This is a genomic window from Amycolatopsis sp. NPDC049159 (assembly GCF_040648295.1).
Taxonomy (GTDB): Bacteria; Actinomycetota; Actinomycetes; order Mycobacteriales; family Pseudonocardiaceae; genus Amycolatopsis; species Amycolatopsis pretoriensis_A.
The window spans coordinates 106,088-123,264 of sequence record NZ_JBEZDL010000023.1 but is presented as its reverse complement, the minus strand read 5'-3'; the positions used below and the strand labels follow the sequence as shown (position 1 = coordinate 123,264).

The window sequence follows — 17,177 nt, the reverse complement described above, 5'->3', positions numbered from 1 at the left end:
TCAGCTCAAGCCGGCGTCGTGGACCAGGATCGCCACCTGGGTGCGGTTCGCCGCCGCGAGCTTGGCCATGATGCGTCCGATGTGGACTTTGATCGTCGACTCGCTCACCACGAGCGCCTTCGCGATCTCCGCGTTGCTCTGGCCGCGTCCGATGTGGACGGCGACGTCGTGCTCCCGCGGTGTCAGCACCGACAGCCGGGCCCTGGCCTGGACGCTCCCGCCGCCCGAGGCGAAGTCCGCGAGCAGGCGCTTGGTGATCTTCGGGGACAGCATCGCCTCGCCGCGGGCCGCCACCCGGACCGCCGTCACCAGCTCGCGGGGCGGGGTGTCCTTGAGCAGGAAGCCCGCCGCGCCGTGGCGCAGCGCCGTGTAGACGTACTCGTCGACGTCGAACGTCGTCAGCACGACCACCGCGGGCGCCGCCGGGTGGCCGGCCAGCCGCTTGACCACCTCGAGGCCGTCGACCTTCGGCATCTGGACGTCGGTGAGCACGACGTCCGGCCGGTGGCGGTCGGTCAGCTCGACCGCGTGCGAGCCGTCGGTGTCCTCGGCGACCACTTCGACGTCGTCGGCCGACTCGAGGATCATCCGGATGCCGCTGCGGACGAGTTCCTCGTCCTCCAGCAGCACGACCTTCACCGTCATCATGCTTCCCTTCCCACCGGGAACCGGGCCAGCACCCGGAACCGGCCGTCGCCCGCCGGGCCCGTCCGCAGGTCGCCGCCCGCCAGTTCCACCCGTTCCCGCATTCCGACCAGCCCGTAGCCGGACCCCGGGACGGCGCTGCCGTGCGGGGTGAGCCGGTTGGTCACCTCCACCGCGAGCCGGTCACCGGTGACGTCCAGCCGGACGTCGACCGCCGCGTGCGGCGCGTGCTTGCCCGCGTTGGTCAGCGCTTCCTGCACGACCCGGTAGACGGCGCGGCCGACCTGGTCCGGCACCACGGGCAGCGGGTCGGGCAGCGCCAGCTCGACCCGCGCACCGGTCGCGGCGACCTCTTCCACCAGGTCTTCCAGCGACGCGAGCACCCCGGCGCCCGGCACCTCGACGGCGTCGTCGCGCAGCACGCGCAGGATGTCCCGCAGCTCGTCGAGCGCGGACGCGCTGGTGGCCCGGATCGTCTCGGCGGCCTGCTCGGTCTTCTCGTCCGGCGCCCGCAGCGACAGCGCGCCGGCCTGCAGCGCGACGGCCGTCACGCGGTGGGCGACGACGTCGTGCATCTCCCGCGCGATCCGCCGCCGCTCGGCGAAGACCGCCTGGTCGGCCAGCAGTGTGCGGGTGCGCTCGGCTTCGTCGGCCCGCTCCCGCAGCACGGCCAGCAGGGCGGCGCGCTGGTGCATCCACAGGCCGGCCAGCGCCGGGCCGAGCACGAAGAAGCCCAGCACGAGCACCAGCAGCGTGAAGCTCGCCGGCGCCCGCAGCACCGGCACGACGTTCCCGGCGATCCCGGCGATGACGACCGCCAGCCCGGTCACGACGCTCACGCCGTACCGGACGGCGACCGAGTACTGCGCCACCATCAGCGGCAGCAGCGTCACCCCGGCCGGCATGCACGCGACCGCGACCAGCAGCACCAGGAACGGCCAGCGCCGCCGCACGAGCAGCGCGAGCCCCGAGACGACCACCGCCGGCACGTAGAGCGCCGGGTGCGGGTCACGCGGGTCACCGCCGGCGAGGGTGACCGCGATGATGGCGGCGGCCACGGCGACGTCGAGCGCGAGCAGGAGGGCGCGCCCGTCCCACCACACCAGCGCTCGCCTCATCGTGCCCAGGTTAGGGCGCACGCGGTCAGCCGTCACGGCGAGGCAGGGTGAAGGTCACGACCGCGAGCCCCGCGGCCACCAGCCCCGCGAACACCCCGGTGCCCGAGGGAGCGGACAACGCGGTGCCGCTGAACGGCAAGGCGGTCATGGGCACGCCGCCGAGCGCGGCCAGCGCCGTCTCCGCGACGAACACCCACACCGCGAAGACCCCGATCGCCGGCCCGGTGTGCCGCAGCAGCCCGCCGAGCGCGACCCCGGCGAGTCCGGAAAGGACGGTCAGCAGCAGCACGCCCGCGACCGCCCTGCCTGCCGCCCCCGCGCCGGCAGGCAGGGCACCCCCACCGGTGAGCACCCCGGCGGCGGTCAGCACCGCCATCAGCACCCCGCCGCCCAGCCCGAGCCCGGCGGTCACGAGCGCCCGCGCCCCGACGATCCGGGCCGGCGAGCGCAGCACGAGCTTGGTGGTGGCGAGGGTCCCGTGCTGGTGGTCGAGCCCGAACGCGGCCACCCCCACGGCGGCGACGAGCAAGGCGCCCACGCGGTCGGTGAGGCCGAACGCGGAGGTGAACGCGTCCAAGCTGCCGAGGTCGCGTTTGAGCCCCCAGTAGAGCCCGGAGGCGAACTGAACGGCCCCGGCGCCGGCGAGCAGCAGCCACGTGGAGCGCAGGGACCGGACGCGGAACCATTCGTAGGCGAGGGCGTGCTTCACGACCCCACCCCCCGGTACCGCACGGCCGCCGCGGTCGCGGCCAGGAAGGCGTCCTCCAGGCCGCTGCGCCGCACGAACAGCTCGTGCACGGCCACCCCGGCACGCGCGGCGACCGCGGCCACCCGGCCGGTGTCCGCCGTCTCCACGACCAGTTCGCCCGCCGTCTCCTGCCTCACGCGCAGGCCGTCGCGGGCCAGCGCCACCAGCAGCGCGCTGGGCTGCGAGGCGCGCACCACGACATCGGCCCGCGCGTGTTCCCGCACGAACTCCTCCAGCGGCCCGGCCGAGACGAGCCGCCCGGCGCCGATCACGATCAGGTCCTCCGCGAGCAGGGACACCTCGGCGAGCAGGTGCGAAGACGCGAGGATCGTGCGCCCCTCCCCCGCCAACCCGCGCAGCAGATCCCGGATCCACCGCACTCCCTCCGGATCCAGGCCGGTGGCCGGCTCGTCCAGGATCAGGTACTCCGGGTCGCCGAGCAGCGCCGTGGCCAGGCCGAGCCGCTGCTTCATGCCGAGGCTGAAGCGGCCGGCGGGCCGGTTCGCGGCCGACTCCAGCCCGACGGCCGCCAGGACCTCCCGGACCCGCCGGGCGGGCAGGCCGCCGCCCGCGGCGACCATCCGCAGGTGCGCGGCGGCCGTCCGCGCCGGGTGCACCGCGGCGGCGTCGATGAGCACGCCGACCGTCCGCAGTGGACCGGGGACGTCCGCGTAAGCCCGCCCACCGAACGTGGTCCGGCCCGCGCCGCGGGTCAGGCCGAGCATCAGGCGGATGGTCGTCGACTTGCCGGCGCCGTTGGGGCCGAGGAAGCCGGTGACGACGCCGGGCCGCACGGTGAACGAAAGCCCGGAGACGCCGGTGCCGCCGCGGTAGGTCTTGGTCAGCCCCTCCGCGACGATCATCGGCGGGCCGGCAGGTAGGCGTCGCGCCGGCCGACCGCGAACCACAGCAGGCTGCCCAGGAACGGCGCGCAGAAGGCGAAGATCACCCAGACGAGCTTCATGCCCCCGGTCAGCCGCGAGCCGAGGATGCTGACGAGCGCGGACAGGAACAGCACGACGAAGGCCAGCACGACGGCGCCGGTCAGGCCGAGCAGGAGCCACGACCAGGTTTGTTCGTGGCCTTGGACCAAGTCGGCCGGGTGCATCGGTTCTCCTTGCGACGACGGGAAAGGCGACACGTCCATGATCGCTCTTCCCCGAGGCGCGCACATCGGGAGTCCGGAGGACCCCGGGTCATCAGAAAGTACTACTCCGGACCGGGCGCTTGTACGGCTCTTGTACGGCCACCCCCGACCATCGGCCGCACAAAGCGTTCTGGAGGACTCGTGAGAACCACACTCAAGGCCGCGGTCGCCACCATCGGCCTGGCCACCGCACTCACCGGCCTGGCCGCCCCCGCCGCGCAGGCCGCGTCGGCCTACCCGGTTTCGACCACAGTGGACGGCCGGACCGTCAAGGACCCCGGCGTCGCCGTCGGTGCGCAGCGCATCGCGAACATGTACCCGGCGGGCACCTCGGTCACCCTGGCCTGCCAGGACACCGGCCCGGCCTACGGCGGCAGCAGCGTCTGGGACCTGACCACCGACGGCCTGTGGGTGCCCGACGCCTACGTCAAGACCGGCTCGACGTCGATGGTCGCGCCCCGGTGCACGACCCCGCACGCCTTCCCGGCCAAGGCCGACCTCGACGGCCGCGCGCACAAGGGTGACGCGGCCGGCGCGACGGGCAGCGTCGCCGACAAGTACCTCACCGGCGCTGCGGTGCCCGTGGTCTGCCAGGCCACCGCGTCGGACGAGATCTGGGACTTCACCGCCGACAACCTGTGGGTGCCCGACGCCTACGTCAAAACCGGCACCGACGGCTTCGTCGGCGGCGTCCCGCACTGCGACACCGACGGCCTCGAGCCGGGCGGCTCGACGTCCGCCGCGGACCCGCGAGCCGACAGCGCGATCGCGTTCGCCAAGGCGCGGCTGGGCCACACCGACTGGAACAACCAGTGCGAGCTGTTCGTCGAACGCGCTTTCGGCACGAGCGGCCGGTTCGCCAGCGCCACGACGCACTACCAGTGGCAGAAGAGCAACGGCCGGATCCACACCGGCTCGGTCGCCCCGGCCGGCGCGGCGGTCTTCTTCACCAGCACCACCAGCAACGGGCACATCATGCTCGCGCTCGGCGGCGGGGTCGCGATCAGCACCGGCCCGTCGGTCTACCAGACGAGCACCTACGCGCAGCGCTCCGACTACCTCGGCTGGGCCTACGTCCCGTCGAGCTGGTGAACGGATACCGCCCATCCGGCGAAGGCTGTTGCTCTTCCACCTGTCCGGCACGACGATGAGCCGGGCACCGATCGGACTCTTGGGGGTCAGATGAAACTGCGCCATCGATGGACCAGGGCCGCGCTCGCCGCCGGCGTGCTCGCGGGCCTGCTCGCCGCTCCCCCCGCCGCGCTCGCCGCCGCGGGACCGACCACCCTCACCGCGAGCCAGTACACCCTCGCGGCGAACTACAACCAGTTCGACACCGTGAACAACGCGCTGGTCTCGACGCTGGGCACGGCGGCCGTGCACACCGTGATGGAGAACGCGAACCACGACCGCACCGCCCTGCCGTCGTCGTTCTCCGTGTCCGGTCTGTCCGGCGGTTTCCGCTTCGACAGCGGCGACAACTCCGACTGCGCGAACTACCCGCAGGGCATCACCACCAGCCGGGACGCGGTCGGCACGGCCAACAGCGGCAACTACGACGGCCACCAGCTCGTGCTGGTCAGCTGGTACACCAAGGACGGCTGCGACGGCGCCCAGCAGCGCAGCCGCATCACGCTGGTCGACTGGGACGCCACCTACCCGAACGCCTACCGCAAGGTCCTGCTGGTCGAGCCGACCGGGACCGCGGCGGCGCCGGACTTCAAGGACATCCCGATCCACGCGGGCGGCGTCTCCTGGTACGGCGACTACCTCTACGTCGCCGACACCGGGAAGGGCATGCGCGTGTTCGACATGCGCAAGATCCTCAAGACGAACACCGGCGGGACCGCCGACCAGATCGGGCACCAGAGCGGCAGCACGTACTACGCGCACAACTACGCCTACGTCCTGCCGCAGGTGGGGTCGATCACGTCGAAGACGACGTCGGGCACGAACCTCGCGTGGTCGTCGATCTCGCTCGACCGGGTCAGCAAGTCGATCGTGATGACCGAGTACACCTGCCCGTCGGGCTGCACGGACTACCCGAACCGGGCGCCGCGGGCGATCCGCTACCCGTTCGCCTCCTCCGGCGTGTTCGCCGCCACGACGACGGCGAGCCAGGCGCTGCAGCTGCCCTGGTACAAGCTCAACGGCGTCGCGTCGCACAACGGCCGCTGGTGGTTCAACTCCTCCGGCCAGAAGCAGCTCTACTACTGGAAGCCGGGCGCGAGCTCCTCGACGTTCGCGTGGGTGGGCAGCGGCGAGAGCATCTCCTACTGGGAGGACGACACCGCCGCGGACCTGCTGTGGTCGCTGCAGGAGGGCGCGGGCAACCGCAACGTCTTCGCGGTCACCCAGGCCACCTACGGCGGTGGCTGAGGTAGCCTGACCACATCGGACGATTCGGACAGCACAGCGACCCGAGGCGGTACCGCCGCCTCGGGTCGCTGCTTGCCGTCCTGTTGTTCCTCGGCGGCGCCCCGGCGGTCCAGCCGTGGGCACCGGCCCCGGACGGCCCGGCGGTGGCCACCGCGCCTTCGCACGACCTGATCTCGGTCCGCCCGGCCGTCCCGCGCGGGCCGGCCACCACCCCGGTCCCGTCGGCGATCGCCCCGGCCCCGGCCGGCGTCGCGCCCGCCCCGAAGTGGTGGCGCGCCGAACTCCCCGGCGAGGCACTCCGGGCGACCGCGCTCCCGACCTCGCGCTCCACCCGCGCCCCGCCGTCCTTCGCGAGCTGAACCCCCTCACACGACGCCCCGTTCGGCGTCGTGCTCACTGCTGCGCGAAGGAAACCCCATGTCCGTTGTCGTGTTGACCCTGCTCGCCGCCACCGCCGCGGCCGCCGCCGGCCTGCTGTGGAAGATGTACCGGGCCGACGAGCCCCTGCTCGGCGGGCTCGCCATCTGCCTGCTGGTCGGCCCCGGAACGGTGCTCGCGTTCCTGCACGTGGGCCTGGCCGCCTAGCGTCGCGTCCACGTCCGGTAAGGCACCCCAATGTGGCGTTGGGTGCGTTGAACGCACCGAACGCCACATTGGGGTTGTTTCCATCGTGGTTGTGGCTGGTCGCGGTGGTGAACACGCGGTGTTTCGGTGACCTGGCAAGAAGTGCCGACCGGACCGGGGTGGCCTTGCCGCGACAGACCCTGACCATGGTCGCCGAGTTGATCCGCCGCCACCGAGGTCGGCTGCGCTCACGCTGGCGCAAAGCCACCCCCGCCGGACAGGCGCGGGTCGTGCTGCGTCACGACCCGCGCCGGGCCGACCTCGGCGGCGGGACGGGTGTGTCGGCCTCCACGATGCGGCCCTGGGTCCTGAAAGTCATCGCCCTGCTCGCCGCCCGGTGCGGCCAGGCCGCACTGCCGACATCACCGCCGGCCGCCGGCCGCGGATCCGGGAACGTCTCCACACCCGAGGCCTGACCCCGGCCGGCACAGAGACATCCGCACCACCCGTAATTGCCGTATCTGCGCTGGAGCCTGTGAGCAGATCGTGCTCACTCCCTATGAAGCCGAAGCCCGCCGGCCGCTGACGAAGGCCCAGCAGCAGGCGAACGCGGAGTTTGTCCTGGACAACCTCCGGATGGCACCGGGGCAGGCCAACCCGGCCTGACCAGTGCTCGACCCGGCCGTCGGACAAGCAGCGACGCGCGAACCTAGCCCAGGTCCGGCGCCGGGCGGAGCTCGATCGTCGTTCCGGGCTCGTGCAGCTCGAGGACGACGATCGCGTTCGTACCCTTCCGCCACAACGGCTTCGGTGCGTACAGGGTCCGCTGCGGCCCGATCTTCCAGTAGCGGCCGAGGTTGAAGCCGTTGAGCCACACCACGCCCTTCTCCCAGCCGGGCAGGGCGACGAAGCCGTCTTCGGGGGCCGTGATGTCGGTCGTGAAGCGGTGGAACGCCGGGGCCGCGACGCTGCCGGAGCCGAAGCGCAAGCCCGACAGGTCGTCGAGCGGGAGCGGGCGGATCTCCCAGCCGAACAGCTTCTGCTGGGTGCTCATCGCGACCCAGCCGTCGATGCCCTTCCGGTCGGCGAGGTAGGGGCCGTAGTTCACCCGGCCCATCGCGTCGACCAGGATGTCCAGCCTGGTCGACGGCTTCGTCAGCTTCAGGTCCAGCGTGCCCGCCGGCCGGTTGCGGTCCAGCACGCCCAGCGGCGAGCCGTCGGCGAAGACCAGTGCCCGGTCGGCCAGGCCGTGGATGCTCAGCGGGCCGGAATGCGGGCCCTGGACCGTGGTGCGGTAGTGGATCAGGCCGGTCGCCTGCCCGAGGCGTTCCATCGGCACCGGCTGCGCGGACCGCACCGGTTTCGCCAGCGCGTCCAGGGAGTCCAGCAGCGGCACCGCCCCCGACGCCGTCAGGGTCCGCGCCGCCAGCCGGGCGGACGGTCCGGGCGCCGGCGCGACGACGCCGGTGTACTTCGTCAGCACGGGCCGCAGCGCGGTGAACTTGGCGCCGAGGTCGCCCGCTTCGCCGACCGGTGAGTCGTAGTCGTAGCTGGTCACGGTCGGCTGGTAGGTGGTGCCCGAGGTGTTGGCCCCGGCGGTGAACCCGAAGTTCGTGCCGCCGCAGGCCATGTAGAGGTTCACCGACGCGCCGGTGGCCAGCAGGGCGTCCACAGAGGACGCCATCCGCGCGGCGTCGCGCGTGTTGTGCTGCTCGCCCCAGTGGTCGAACCAGCCGTCCCAGTACTTCGCCATCAGCGCCGGCTTGCCCGGCTGGAACGCCTTGAGCGCGGCCAGGCCGGACGCGGGATCGCCGTCGCCGGTGCCGGCCTCGAAGGTGCCCGGCAGGGAACCGAAGCGCAGGAAGAAGTCCGACGCGCCGTCCGCGGCGAACAGCAGGCTCGTCATGCCCCGGCTCCGCAAGCCGTCGCGCAGGTGGGCGAGGTAGCTCGTGTCGTTTCCGTAGCTGCCGTACTCGTTCTCGATCTGGACGGCGACGATCGGGCCGCCGTGCTGGGCTTCCAGCGGCGCGAGCCGCGGGATCAGCTGGTCGTACCAGGCGTCGACGGCCTCGAGGTACGCCGGATCCGCGCAGCGCAGCTCCAGGTCCCGGTCGGCCAGCAGCCACGCCGGGAGCCCGCCGAACTCCCACTCCGCGCAGATGTACGGGCTCGGCCGCACGATCACCGGGAACCCGAGCTCCCGCGCGAGCCGGAGGAACGCGGGCAGGTCGCGCCACCCGCCGAAGTCGGCGCGACCCGGCTTCGGCTGGTGGAAGTTCCACGGCACGTACGTCTCGACGGTGTTTAGCCCCAGCGCCTTCAGCCGCAGGAGCCGGTCGCGCCACTGGTCCGGGTGGATCCGGAAGTAGTGGATCGCCCCCGACACGATCTGGAACGGCTTCCCGTCCAGCAGGAACTCTTCGCCGGACACGCTCAGGCCGCGCCGTCCCGCCGCGCCCGCCGGACCGGCCAGCACCGCGCCTGCCGTGATCGCCGCCGCGCCGCCGAGGAAGCTCCGCCTGCTCACCGCGTTCACGCCTGCCCCCGCAGCTCGACCAGAAGAGCATCGAGGACACCGTCGCCGACGAGGGCCTGCCGCACGCCCCACCGGTTGGTGTCGCCGGTCTTGACCGCCGTGGCTCGTGTGACGAGGTCGTCGGCGGCCGCCGTCAGCCGGTCGGCCGCCGCCTGGTCGCCGCGGGTGGCGGCGGCCAGCGCGTCGAGCCGGGTGACCAGCGCGCCACCCCACAGCGCGGTCGCGTCCAGCCACGGTCCGGCCTCGGCGACGAACGCGCTCCGCACCCGGCCGCCGCGGATCACCCCGGCGGCGTCGCGGACGCGGACCGCGTACGCCCGGAGTTCGGCCAGGGCCCGGTGGTCCCCCGCGTTCCAGTGCCGCCAGAAGTCCGCGGCCTTCGCGGCCAGAACCGGCGCCTGCGGCTGCCACGGCGTCGGGCCGAACGTCGGGGCCAGGTGTTCGAGGTCGGCGAACACGGTCAACGCCGCCGTGGCCCGCGGGTCACCCCCGGCGAGCCGGGCCAGTGCCTGCGGCCACGACCGCTGCGGCGAGTAGCCGGCGTCGTTCCACGCGAAGTCCGCGGCACCGAATTCGGCGACCTCGCTGGCGGCCTCCTGGTTCATCGGGTTGGCGACGATCCCGTTGAGGTAGGCCGAGAGCCCGGCTTCCCGTTGCGCGTAGGGCGCGAGCAGCAGCCGTCCGGCCGACTGCTCGTAGTCGTTGACCGGGTAGTTGTCCCAGAGGAACACCTTGCGACCGTACACAGTGGACACCTGCGCGGCTTCGGCCGTGGTGACGCTCGGCGGCACGACGTCGGTCCCGGTCCACTGCACGACGACCGAAGGATCGAGGTGCTCGCGCAGTTCGGTCTTGTACGGCGAATCCTTCAGGTCGCTGTACTCGGTCGGCACGGTCTGCAGCGGCCGGACGCCCTGGTGGGTCTGGCCGAACTCCTCGGTGATCGCGTTGAGCAGCGAGACCTGCGCCGCGCCCGCGGCGGCCTGGCCGGGCGCTCCGAACGCCGTCTGGTCGGCGGCGCAGTTCCACTTCGTGTACGAGATGTCGTCGAACGGCAGCGAAAACGAGCGCACGCCGAGGTCGTAGACCGCCTGGAACTTCGCTTCGACCGCGGCGACGTCGGCCGCCGAGGAGAAGCAGATCGAGACGCCGGGCGAGAGCGCGTAGGTGAATTCGACGTGGTGGGCGCCTGCCGAGCGCACCAGCTGCCCGAGCGTGGCCAGCTCGTCGGCCGGGTACGGGTCGCGCCACCGCGCGCGCAGGTAGGTGTCGTCCTTGGCACTGTAGATGTAGGTGTTCGCCTTGACCTCGCCGAGGAAGGCGAGCTGGCGCAGCCGGTCCGCGGTCGTCCACGGCGGACCGTAGAAGCCCTCGATCGACCCGCGCAGCGCCATGTCCGGCCAATCGCGCACGGCCGCGCCGGCGATCGCCCAGCCGTGTCCGCTCCGGACGAACAGCTGCCGCAGCGTCTGCACGCCGTAGTACTGCCCGGCGCCGTCGCGCCCGCCGATCGTGATCCCGGTGCGGGACACGCTGAGCGCGTACCCCTCGGCCTGCCCCGGAACGTCGCGACCGGTGCTGCCGAGCCGGACGGCCAGGCCGCGGCCCCCGGTCTTGACGCCGTGGTCGCGCAGCAGCGAGGTCAGCAGGTCCTTCGCCGCCGGGTCGGTGGTGGCGTCGGTGACGAGCGCGACCGACGACGGCAGCGGCACGTCCGCGGCGGTCCGCTCGATCTGCTGCGGGGCCGGGGAAACGACCGGAAGCGCACCCCCGGCGGCGGCGGGTCCCGCCGCGGTGAGGGTGGCGGCCACCGTGACGACGGCGGCGAACAGGGCTCGGTGGCGGATCATGGCTCCCTTTCAGGCGGCGGTGCGGTACAACGCGAAGGTGGCCAGGTAAGGCGTGGCGCGGGACTGCGTGACGACGACGCGCAGGTGCGCGGCGGTCACCGGCGCGGGCAGGGTGATCAGCCGGGTGAAGCCGATGGTCGACACGGTGGCGAGGGTCCGCCAGGCGCCGTCGACCTCGGCCTGCACCTGCGCGCCTTCCACGTGCTGGCCGCGCGTGATGTCCTCGCCGAGACGGATCTGGTCGAACGTGACCGGCCGGGGCAGCCGGACGTCGAGCGGGCGGTCCAGCCGTTCCGCTGTCGTCAACGCCGAGTCCGTGACCGCGGCCGGGCCGCCCGCGGCGAGGTTGCGGGCCTGCGTCCGGGCGATCGCCTGCCCGAAGCCGGCCAGCGCGGCGGTGTCGGCGGGCGCGATCCGGCCGTCCGGGCCGGGCGGGACGTTGAGCAGCAGCGACGAGTTCCGCCCGACGGTCCGGCGGTAGAGCTCGACCAGCTGTGCGGCGGTCTTCGGCTGTTCACCGGGGTGGAAGAACCAGCCCGGCCGGAGGGAGACGTCGGATTCGGCGGCCGCCCACTGCAGGTACCGCACCGACGGGTCGGCCAGCTTCTGCCGCGAGCCGAGGTCTTCGGCGGTCGCGCCGCCGAGGAACAGCTCTTCGTTGTGCGCGGTCGCCGGGTCGCCGGTGGTGGGCAGCGGGCTCCACTCGGTTTCGCGCGCCTGCCCGGCCTCGTTGCCGACCCAGCGCACCCCCGCGGGCCCGGCGAAGGTGACGGTGTCCGGGGACAGCGCGTGGACCAGCCGGAACCACGTCGTGAAGTCGTAGGTCTCGCTGACGCCGTGGTCGCGCCACGGGTTCGCGCCGTCCAGCCACAGTTCGTCGATGGGGCCGTACTGGGTGAACAGCTCGTAGATCTGGTTGAGGTAGTAGGCGTTGTAGTCGTCCTCGTCGACGGTGAACCGCGGCAGCTTCCCGGCGGCGAGCGCGGCGGCGCGATCGTCGTGCGGGACGAGCGCCGGGATGGTCCGGCGGGTGACCGCGCTGCCCGTCCCGTACCGGCTCTGGCCCTGCGGCGCGCTCGCCCGGTCCTCGTAGGTCGCCTGCTCCTCGATGCTCAACGGCTGCCCGGCGGCGACCTTCGCTTCGATCCGCGTCACCTCGTCGGCGAAGAACCGCTTCGGCAGTTCGGCTCCATCGGCGGGCGACAGGTAGACGCCCACCTCGAGACCGGCCGCACGGGCCGAATCGACGTAGTCGCGCAGGACGTCGCCACGCGGGTTGGCGCAGGCCGTGTTCCGCGTCTGCCAGTACGCGGACGGGTCCTGGGCACGGTTCGCTTCGGCCGTGTCCCGGGCCGGGTCGGCGCAGCCGGGCGTCAGCCACCACGGGCTCGCGACGACGGAGTGGTTCGTGTAGCGCGTCGGGTAGAGCACGAAACCGTCGTGGTGCTTCGCCGTGAGCATCACCTGCGTGACGCCGGCGGCCTTGAGCGAGCGCATCCACTGCGCGGTGTCGACGGCCGTCGGCGCGAAGGTGGACTCCCGCTCCGCGCCGGAACCCCATTCGCGGTCGGTGAAGGTGTTCATCCCGAAGTGGGTGAACGCGGTGACCGGCCGCTGCTGCCAGGCGAGCTGACCTTTCCGCGGCACGACGGCGGCGGCCTTGGCGAGGATCCGGGCCGGGCTGTCGCAGGATTGCACGCTCATGATGGCCGCGGGCCGGATCGGCCCGGTGCACCCCTCGGCCGCGGAGGCCGGAGAAAAAGCTGGTAGCGCGGCCAAAACGGTGATGACGGCGGCGAAGACGAGACCGCGGAGCGGCATGGTGCTCCCTCGTGACGGACCGCGGCCACGAACCCGGCGGCGGCGAGACGGGGTGGACGTCCGCCAGACTAGGTCGGCCAGCCATCGGATGTCTAGACCTGACGAAGTGACAACGAATGTCGTGGAACGGCAACCGGGCGGCGGTCCGGTAGCCTGTGTTCACTATTCGAACAGCGGTACCAGACTTTCGGCGGAGGCCCCCGTGACCAAACCGACGCGGTCCCCCGACACCCGCGCCGACCAGGCGGACATCCAGGCCGTGAGCCGGGTCAGCCAGATCCTGTCCCTGTTCGACCCGGCGACCCCGGAAGTCACCGCGGGCGAGGTCGCCGAGCGGCTCGGCCTCAACCGCACCACGGCGTACCGCTACTGCACGTCCCTGGTCGCGGCCGGTCTCCTCGAGCGCAGCAACGAAGGCGGCTACGCGCCAGGTGGGCTCCTGCTGCAGCTGGGCGCGTTCGCCATCGGCCACCGGCGGGTGGTCAACCTGGCCCCGCGGCACATGCAAGCGCTGTCGCGGGCGACGCAGACGAGCGTGGTGCTGAGCCTGTGGGGCCTCACCGGGCCGGTGGTGTCGCGGGTCGAGGAGAACGTCTCGACGATCGTGGTGGTGTCGGTGCGCGTCGGCAGCCACCTGCCGCTGGACACCGCGCAGAGCAAGGTGTTCCTGGCCTACCACGCCGACCAGCTGTCGATGGAACGGCTGATCGGCACCCTTTCCGGCACGGCGCGGGACGAGCTGCGCGCCGACGTCGACCGGGTCCGGGCGGTCGGCCACTGCTCGGCGATGAGCACGCCGGGGATAGTGGCCGTGGCCGCGCCGGTCTTCGACGAATACGGCATCTGCGCGACGATCGCGATCGTGGGGCCGGACAACACGTTGTCGATGAACGACGACACCCCCGAGCTGCGCGTGGTGGTCGACGCCGCGCGGGAGCTCACCCACGAGCTGGGCGGGCACTACCGGCCGGACGACATCCAGCCCGCGGTGTAGGGCAGCCACGCCGGCGTGGGCGGCGGCGCCACGTCGGCGTACTCCCGCGTCCCGGCCAGCGCGCTGCCGACGAAGTCTTCGCCGACCCCGGCGACGCCGTCGACCAGCTCCCGGAGCACGGCGGGACCGCCGATCCACAACGCCGTGACGACTTCGACGGCGCGGGCACCGGCGGCGAGGAAGCGCAGCACGTCCTTCGAAGTACGGGCGCCGTTGGTACCGATCAGGGGTACGTCGAGCCGCTGGAAAGCCTTGCCCACCCAGTAAAGGCTCATCGGCAGGCAGCCCGGTGAGCTCCACGCGCCCCACGAGCCCAGCACCGCACCGCCGTCGAGGTCGGGCAGGAAACCCGGGTAGCGGCCGACCAGCCCGACCGCGTCCGCGCCCGCCGAACGAGCGGCGCCGGCCAAAGCGACGACGTCCGACGCCTGGCCCGGCAGCTTCACGAACAGCGGGACGTCGACGGCGGCCCGCACGATCCGGACGGCCTCGGCGACCCCGTCCGCTTCGGTCAGTTGCCGCACCGCCCGGGCCTCGCGACCGTGCGGGGCACCGATGTTCAGCTCGACCGCCGGGACGACCGAAGCCAGCGCCCGCCCGATCCGCGCGGCCGCGGCCGGCTCGCCCAGGGTGATGCTCCCGAGCACCGGGCAGCCCCTCTGAGCGCCGTGGGCCACCGCGGCGGCGAGCACGGAAAGCCAGTCGTCCAGTTCCACCTGCGCGAGCCCGGAGCGGTTGAGCAGGCCGTCACCGAGCCGGACCTTCGCCGGCGGTCGCACCTCGCCGTCCGCGGAAACGAAGGCGTAGCCGGCGATGTCGAGCTGCCGCCGGGCGGCGGCGCTTTCGTTCACCGACTTGGCCACCACCGCCCCGGCGCCCGCGTCGACGCACGCGGTGATCCCTTCGAGGGTCATGGTCAGCTCGGAGGAGCCGACCCACACCGGGTTGGCGGCGGTCAGGCCCGCGACGTCCATTCAGGACAGTTTCGGGATCGTGCTGTCGTCGGCCATGTCGACGTCCTTCGTCTCCGGGCCGAGGAAGCCGCCGAGGCTGATCAGCAGGCCGGCCAAGACGATGAGGACGCCCGGGGCGAGGTGCGCGGGCATGAACCCGTCGAAGCGCTGCAGGTAGAACTGGTAGAACGCCGGGGCGATGAGCGCCAGGCTGTAACCGACGCCGTAGCCGGTCGACCGGATGCTCGCCGGGAACCGCTCGGTCAGGTACGCCGCGATCGGGCCGAAGGTGCCGACGGTGAACACGCCGATCAGCACGCCGAAGCCGAGCGCCGCGCCGAAGCCGCCGTTCGACGCCATCAGGGTCGTGTACGAACCCGCGCCGAGCACGACCATCGAGAAGCCGTAGCCGATGTAGAACCGGCGGCGGCCGATGCGCTGCGACAGCATCCCGAACAGCGGGTAGGACAACGCGGCGGCGGCGTTGATGACGAGCATCGTCAGCGTGACCTCCTTGCTCGAGAGGTCCAGGTGCGCCTTCAGCTGCGCGGGTGTCACCGCGGCTTCCATGTTGGTCGCGAGCCACGTGCCGGTCATCAGGACGAACACCTGGCCCAGCGCCCGCGGGTACTTCCGCAGCAGCCGGACGAACGGCAGCTTGTGCTTCTCGCCGGTCAGCTCGGACGGCGGCTCGTGCACCTGCTTCTGGTAGTAGCGGAACAGCACCGCCGCCAGCAGCGCACCGACGAAGAACGGGATCCGCCAGCCCCACTGGACGTACGCGCTGTGCAGGCCGGCCGACGGCAGCAGCTGCAGCATCAGCAGCGTGATCGCGGCGATCACCGCGTACGCGGCGGGCGAGGTCGAGGTGATGATCGAGGCGTAGAGCCCGCGTTTGTGCTTCGGGCTCCACTCCATCGCCAGCGGCACCGCGGTCGTGTATTCGCCGCCGAGGAAGATCCCGTCGACGAACCGCAGCGCGATGAGGGTGCCGACCGACCACATCCCGATCGTCTCGTGCCCGGGCAGGCACGCGGTCACCAGCGTGATGACGCCGAACCCGCCCACCGCGACCAGCGTCGTGCGCTTGCGCCCGACCGTGTCGGCGAAGTGGCCGAAGATGATCGCGCCGAGCGGGCGGCCGATCAGCGTCGAGGCGAACACCAGCGACGCCAGCAGCGCCGTCGTGCTCGCGCTGAGGTTCGCCGCCTGGAAGTACGCGGCCGCCGGCGCCAGCACGACGATCGGCAGGTAGATGTCGAACTGGTCGACGAAGTAGGCGAGCGTCCCGCCGCGCACCGCGGCGCGCACCTTGGCGGGGTCCGGGCCGTGCGGGGTACCGGGACGCGCGGCCGTCTCCGCGGGGCTGGGCGGTGTGGACATCATCGTCCTCCGTTTTCGAACCTAGTGTTCACGAAGCGAACGTGAGTCACTCTAAATACCGCCAACCGTGAACACAAGAGCGGTCACAGGGTTGACAGACGGTCTTATAGTGAACTTTGACTTCATAATGCGAACGAGAGGCACGCTGATGAGCCCCGCCATCGCCGCCGTCCTGGACGGTCTGGTCGACATGCACGTCCACTCCGGTCCCAGCCCGTTCCCGCGGCGCTTCGACCACGTCGAGGCCGCGCAGGACGGCGCCCGGATCGGGATGCGCGCCATGGTCGCGAAGTCCCACCACCACAACACCCAGATGGACGTCCTCGCGATGAAGGGCCGCCTGGAAGGCGTCAAGGCGCAGGCCTTCGGCGGGATCGCGCTGAACAGCACCGTCGGCGGCCTCAACGTCCACGCCGTGCGGATGACCCTGCGGATGGGCGGCAAGGTCGTCTGGTTCCCGACCATCTCCTCCGGCCGGCACATCGACTGCCACCCCGAGGACGGCGCCTTCCCGACCACCACCGTCCCGCTGACGCTGGAGCGCATCGACATCGTCGACGGCGAAGGCGCCCTCAAGCCCGAGGCGCTCGAGATCCTCGACGAGATCAAGGAGCAGCAGGCCGTCCTCAACGGCGGCCACATGTACCCCGAGTACATCAAGACCCTGTTCCAGGAGGCGCACGAGCGCGGCATGAAGCGGATGGTCGTCAGCCACCCCGACTTCGTCATCGGCGCCGACCCCGCCCTGTGCCGCGAGCTGATCGAGCTCGGCGCGTTCATCGAGCACGAGGTCGGCATGTACGACCCCGAGGGCACCCAGAAGTGGGACCCGAAGAACCTGCTGACCTGGATCGAGGCGCTCGGCCCGGAGCACACCGTGCTCGCGTCGGACTTCGGCCAGAAGGCCAACCCGAAGCCGGTCGACGCGTGGCTGCGCGTCGGCGCGGCGCTGCTCGACCTCGGGCTGCCGGAGAAGGACCTGCGGCGGATGGTCCGCGACAACCCGACGTACCTGCTGAACCTCGACGCCTGAAAGGAC

General features: G+C 72.2%; 17 protein-coding genes. 7 read left to right on the top strand and 10 right to left on the bottom strand.

Going from position 1 to position 17,177, the window contains the following annotated elements; genetic code table 11:
- From AB0B33_RS36560 to AB0B33_RS36540, 5 genes are read right to left on the bottom strand one after another with little or no spacing between them, the layout of a single operon-like run.
- The gene (locus AB0B33_RS36560) at window positions 1-645 is read right to left on the bottom strand and encodes a response regulator transcription factor (protein ID WP_360780670.1); all 645 of its coding nucleotides are present in this window, start codon (window positions 643-645) and stop codon (window positions 1-3) included.
- Complete coding sequence (locus AB0B33_RS36555) at window positions 645-1,763, bottom strand: sensor histidine kinase (protein ID WP_360780489.1); 1,119 nt, start codon at window positions 1,761-1,763, stop codon at window positions 645-647. Before AB0B33_RS36555 ends, AB0B33_RS36560 begins: the two co-directional genes overlap by 1 nt.
- 25 nt (window positions 1,764-1,788) lie before the next feature.
- A complete protein-coding gene (locus tag AB0B33_RS36550; RefSeq protein WP_360780486.1) occupies window positions 1,789-2,472 on the bottom strand; it encodes a hypothetical protein in 684 nt (227 codons plus the stop codon).
- Window positions 2,469-3,374, bottom strand: a complete 906-nt coding sequence (locus AB0B33_RS36545) for an ATP-binding cassette domain-containing protein (RefSeq protein WP_360780483.1) — start codon at window positions 3,372-3,374, stop codon at window positions 2,469-2,471. Before AB0B33_RS36545 ends, AB0B33_RS36550 begins: the two co-directional genes overlap by 4 nt.
- Complete coding sequence (locus tag AB0B33_RS36540; protein ID WP_247023818.1) at window positions 3,371-3,619, bottom strand: PLD nuclease N-terminal domain-containing protein; 249 nt, start codon at window positions 3,617-3,619, stop codon at window positions 3,371-3,373. Before AB0B33_RS36540 ends, AB0B33_RS36545 begins: the two co-directional genes overlap by 4 nt.
- 180 nt (window positions 3,620-3,799) lie before the next feature.
- Between AB0B33_RS36540 and AB0B33_RS36535 the strand changes: the two genes are divergently transcribed.
- The 5 genes from AB0B33_RS36535 (at window position 3,800) to AB0B33_RS36515 (ending at window position 7,077) form a co-directional block, all read left to right on the top strand.
- Complete coding sequence (locus AB0B33_RS36535) at window positions 3,800-4,750, top strand: hypothetical protein (protein WP_360780480.1); 951 nt, start codon at window positions 3,800-3,802, stop codon at window positions 4,748-4,750.
- 90 nt (window positions 4,751-4,840) lie between these two features.
- Window positions 4,841-6,037: a hypothetical protein gene (locus AB0B33_RS36530; RefSeq protein WP_247023820.1), complete on the top strand. Its 1,197-nt coding sequence runs from the start codon at window positions 4,841-4,843 to the stop codon at window positions 6,035-6,037.
- Between the two features lie 83 nt (window positions 6,038-6,120).
- The gene (locus AB0B33_RS36525) at window positions 6,121-6,396 is read left to right on the top strand and encodes a hypothetical protein (RefSeq protein WP_360780477.1); all 276 of its coding nucleotides are present in this window, start codon (window positions 6,121-6,123) and stop codon (window positions 6,394-6,396) included.
- A gap of 58 nt (window positions 6,397-6,454) precedes the next feature.
- Window positions 6,455-6,622 (top strand): hypothetical protein, encoded by a 168-nt coding sequence (locus tag AB0B33_RS36520; RefSeq protein ID WP_247023822.1) that lies wholly within the window; start codon window positions 6,455-6,457, stop codon window positions 6,620-6,622.
- A 38-nt stretch (window positions 6,623-6,660) separates the two neighbouring features.
- Window positions 6,661-7,077 (top strand): hypothetical protein, encoded by a 417-nt coding sequence (locus AB0B33_RS36515; RefSeq protein ID WP_360780473.1) that lies wholly within the window; start codon window positions 6,661-6,663, stop codon window positions 7,075-7,077.
- Window positions 7,078-7,310: 233 nt separating this feature from the next.
- On the opposite strand, the gene AB0B33_RS36510 is transcribed toward AB0B33_RS36515, so the two are convergent.
- Genes AB0B33_RS36510 through AB0B33_RS36500 form a run of 3 tightly spaced genes read right to left on the bottom strand, consistent with a single transcriptional unit; the run spans window position 7,311 to window position 12,808 of the window.
- On the bottom strand, window positions 7,311-9,128 hold the full coding sequence (locus AB0B33_RS36510) for a beta-galactosidase family protein (RefSeq protein ID WP_360780470.1): 1,818 nt from the start codon (window positions 9,126-9,128) through the stop codon (window positions 7,311-7,313).
- A 5-nt stretch (window positions 9,129-9,133) separates the two neighbouring features.
- The gene (locus AB0B33_RS36505) at window positions 9,134-10,987 is read right to left on the bottom strand and encodes a beta-N-acetylglucosaminidase domain-containing protein (protein WP_360780468.1); all 1,854 of its coding nucleotides are present in this window, start codon (window positions 10,985-10,987) and stop codon (window positions 9,134-9,136) included.
- A 9-nt stretch (window positions 10,988-10,996) separates the two neighbouring features.
- Entirely contained in the window at window positions 10,997-12,808 is a 1,812-nt protein-coding gene (locus AB0B33_RS36500; protein ID WP_360780465.1) for an alpha-L-fucosidase, read from the bottom strand.
- Window positions 12,809-13,010: 202 nt separating this feature from the next.
- On the opposite strand from AB0B33_RS36500, the gene AB0B33_RS36495 reads away from it, so the two are divergent.
- A complete protein-coding gene (locus AB0B33_RS36495) occupies window positions 13,011-13,802 on the top strand; it encodes an IclR family transcriptional regulator (protein ID WP_360780462.1) in 792 nt (263 codons plus the stop codon).
- Here AB0B33_RS36495 and AB0B33_RS36490 read toward each other — a convergent pair.
- Entirely contained in the window at window positions 13,769-14,776 is a 1,008-nt protein-coding gene (locus AB0B33_RS36490; RefSeq protein WP_360780459.1) for a hypothetical protein, read from the bottom strand. The genes AB0B33_RS36495 and AB0B33_RS36490 overlap by 34 nt on opposite strands.
- On the bottom strand, window positions 14,777-16,141 hold the full coding sequence (locus AB0B33_RS36485; RefSeq protein ID WP_360780456.1) for an MFS transporter: 1,365 nt from the start codon (window positions 16,139-16,141) through the stop codon (window positions 14,777-14,779).
- 145 nt (window positions 16,142-16,286) lie between these two features.
- Between AB0B33_RS36485 and AB0B33_RS36480 the strand changes: the two genes are divergently transcribed.
- Window positions 16,287-17,171 carry a DUF6282 family protein gene (locus tag AB0B33_RS36480; RefSeq protein ID WP_247023830.1) on the top strand — a complete coding sequence of 295 codons (885 nt, stop codon included), beginning with the start codon at window positions 16,287-16,289 and terminating at the stop codon, window positions 17,169-17,171.
- Window positions 17,172-17,177: the final 6 nt, after the last annotated feature.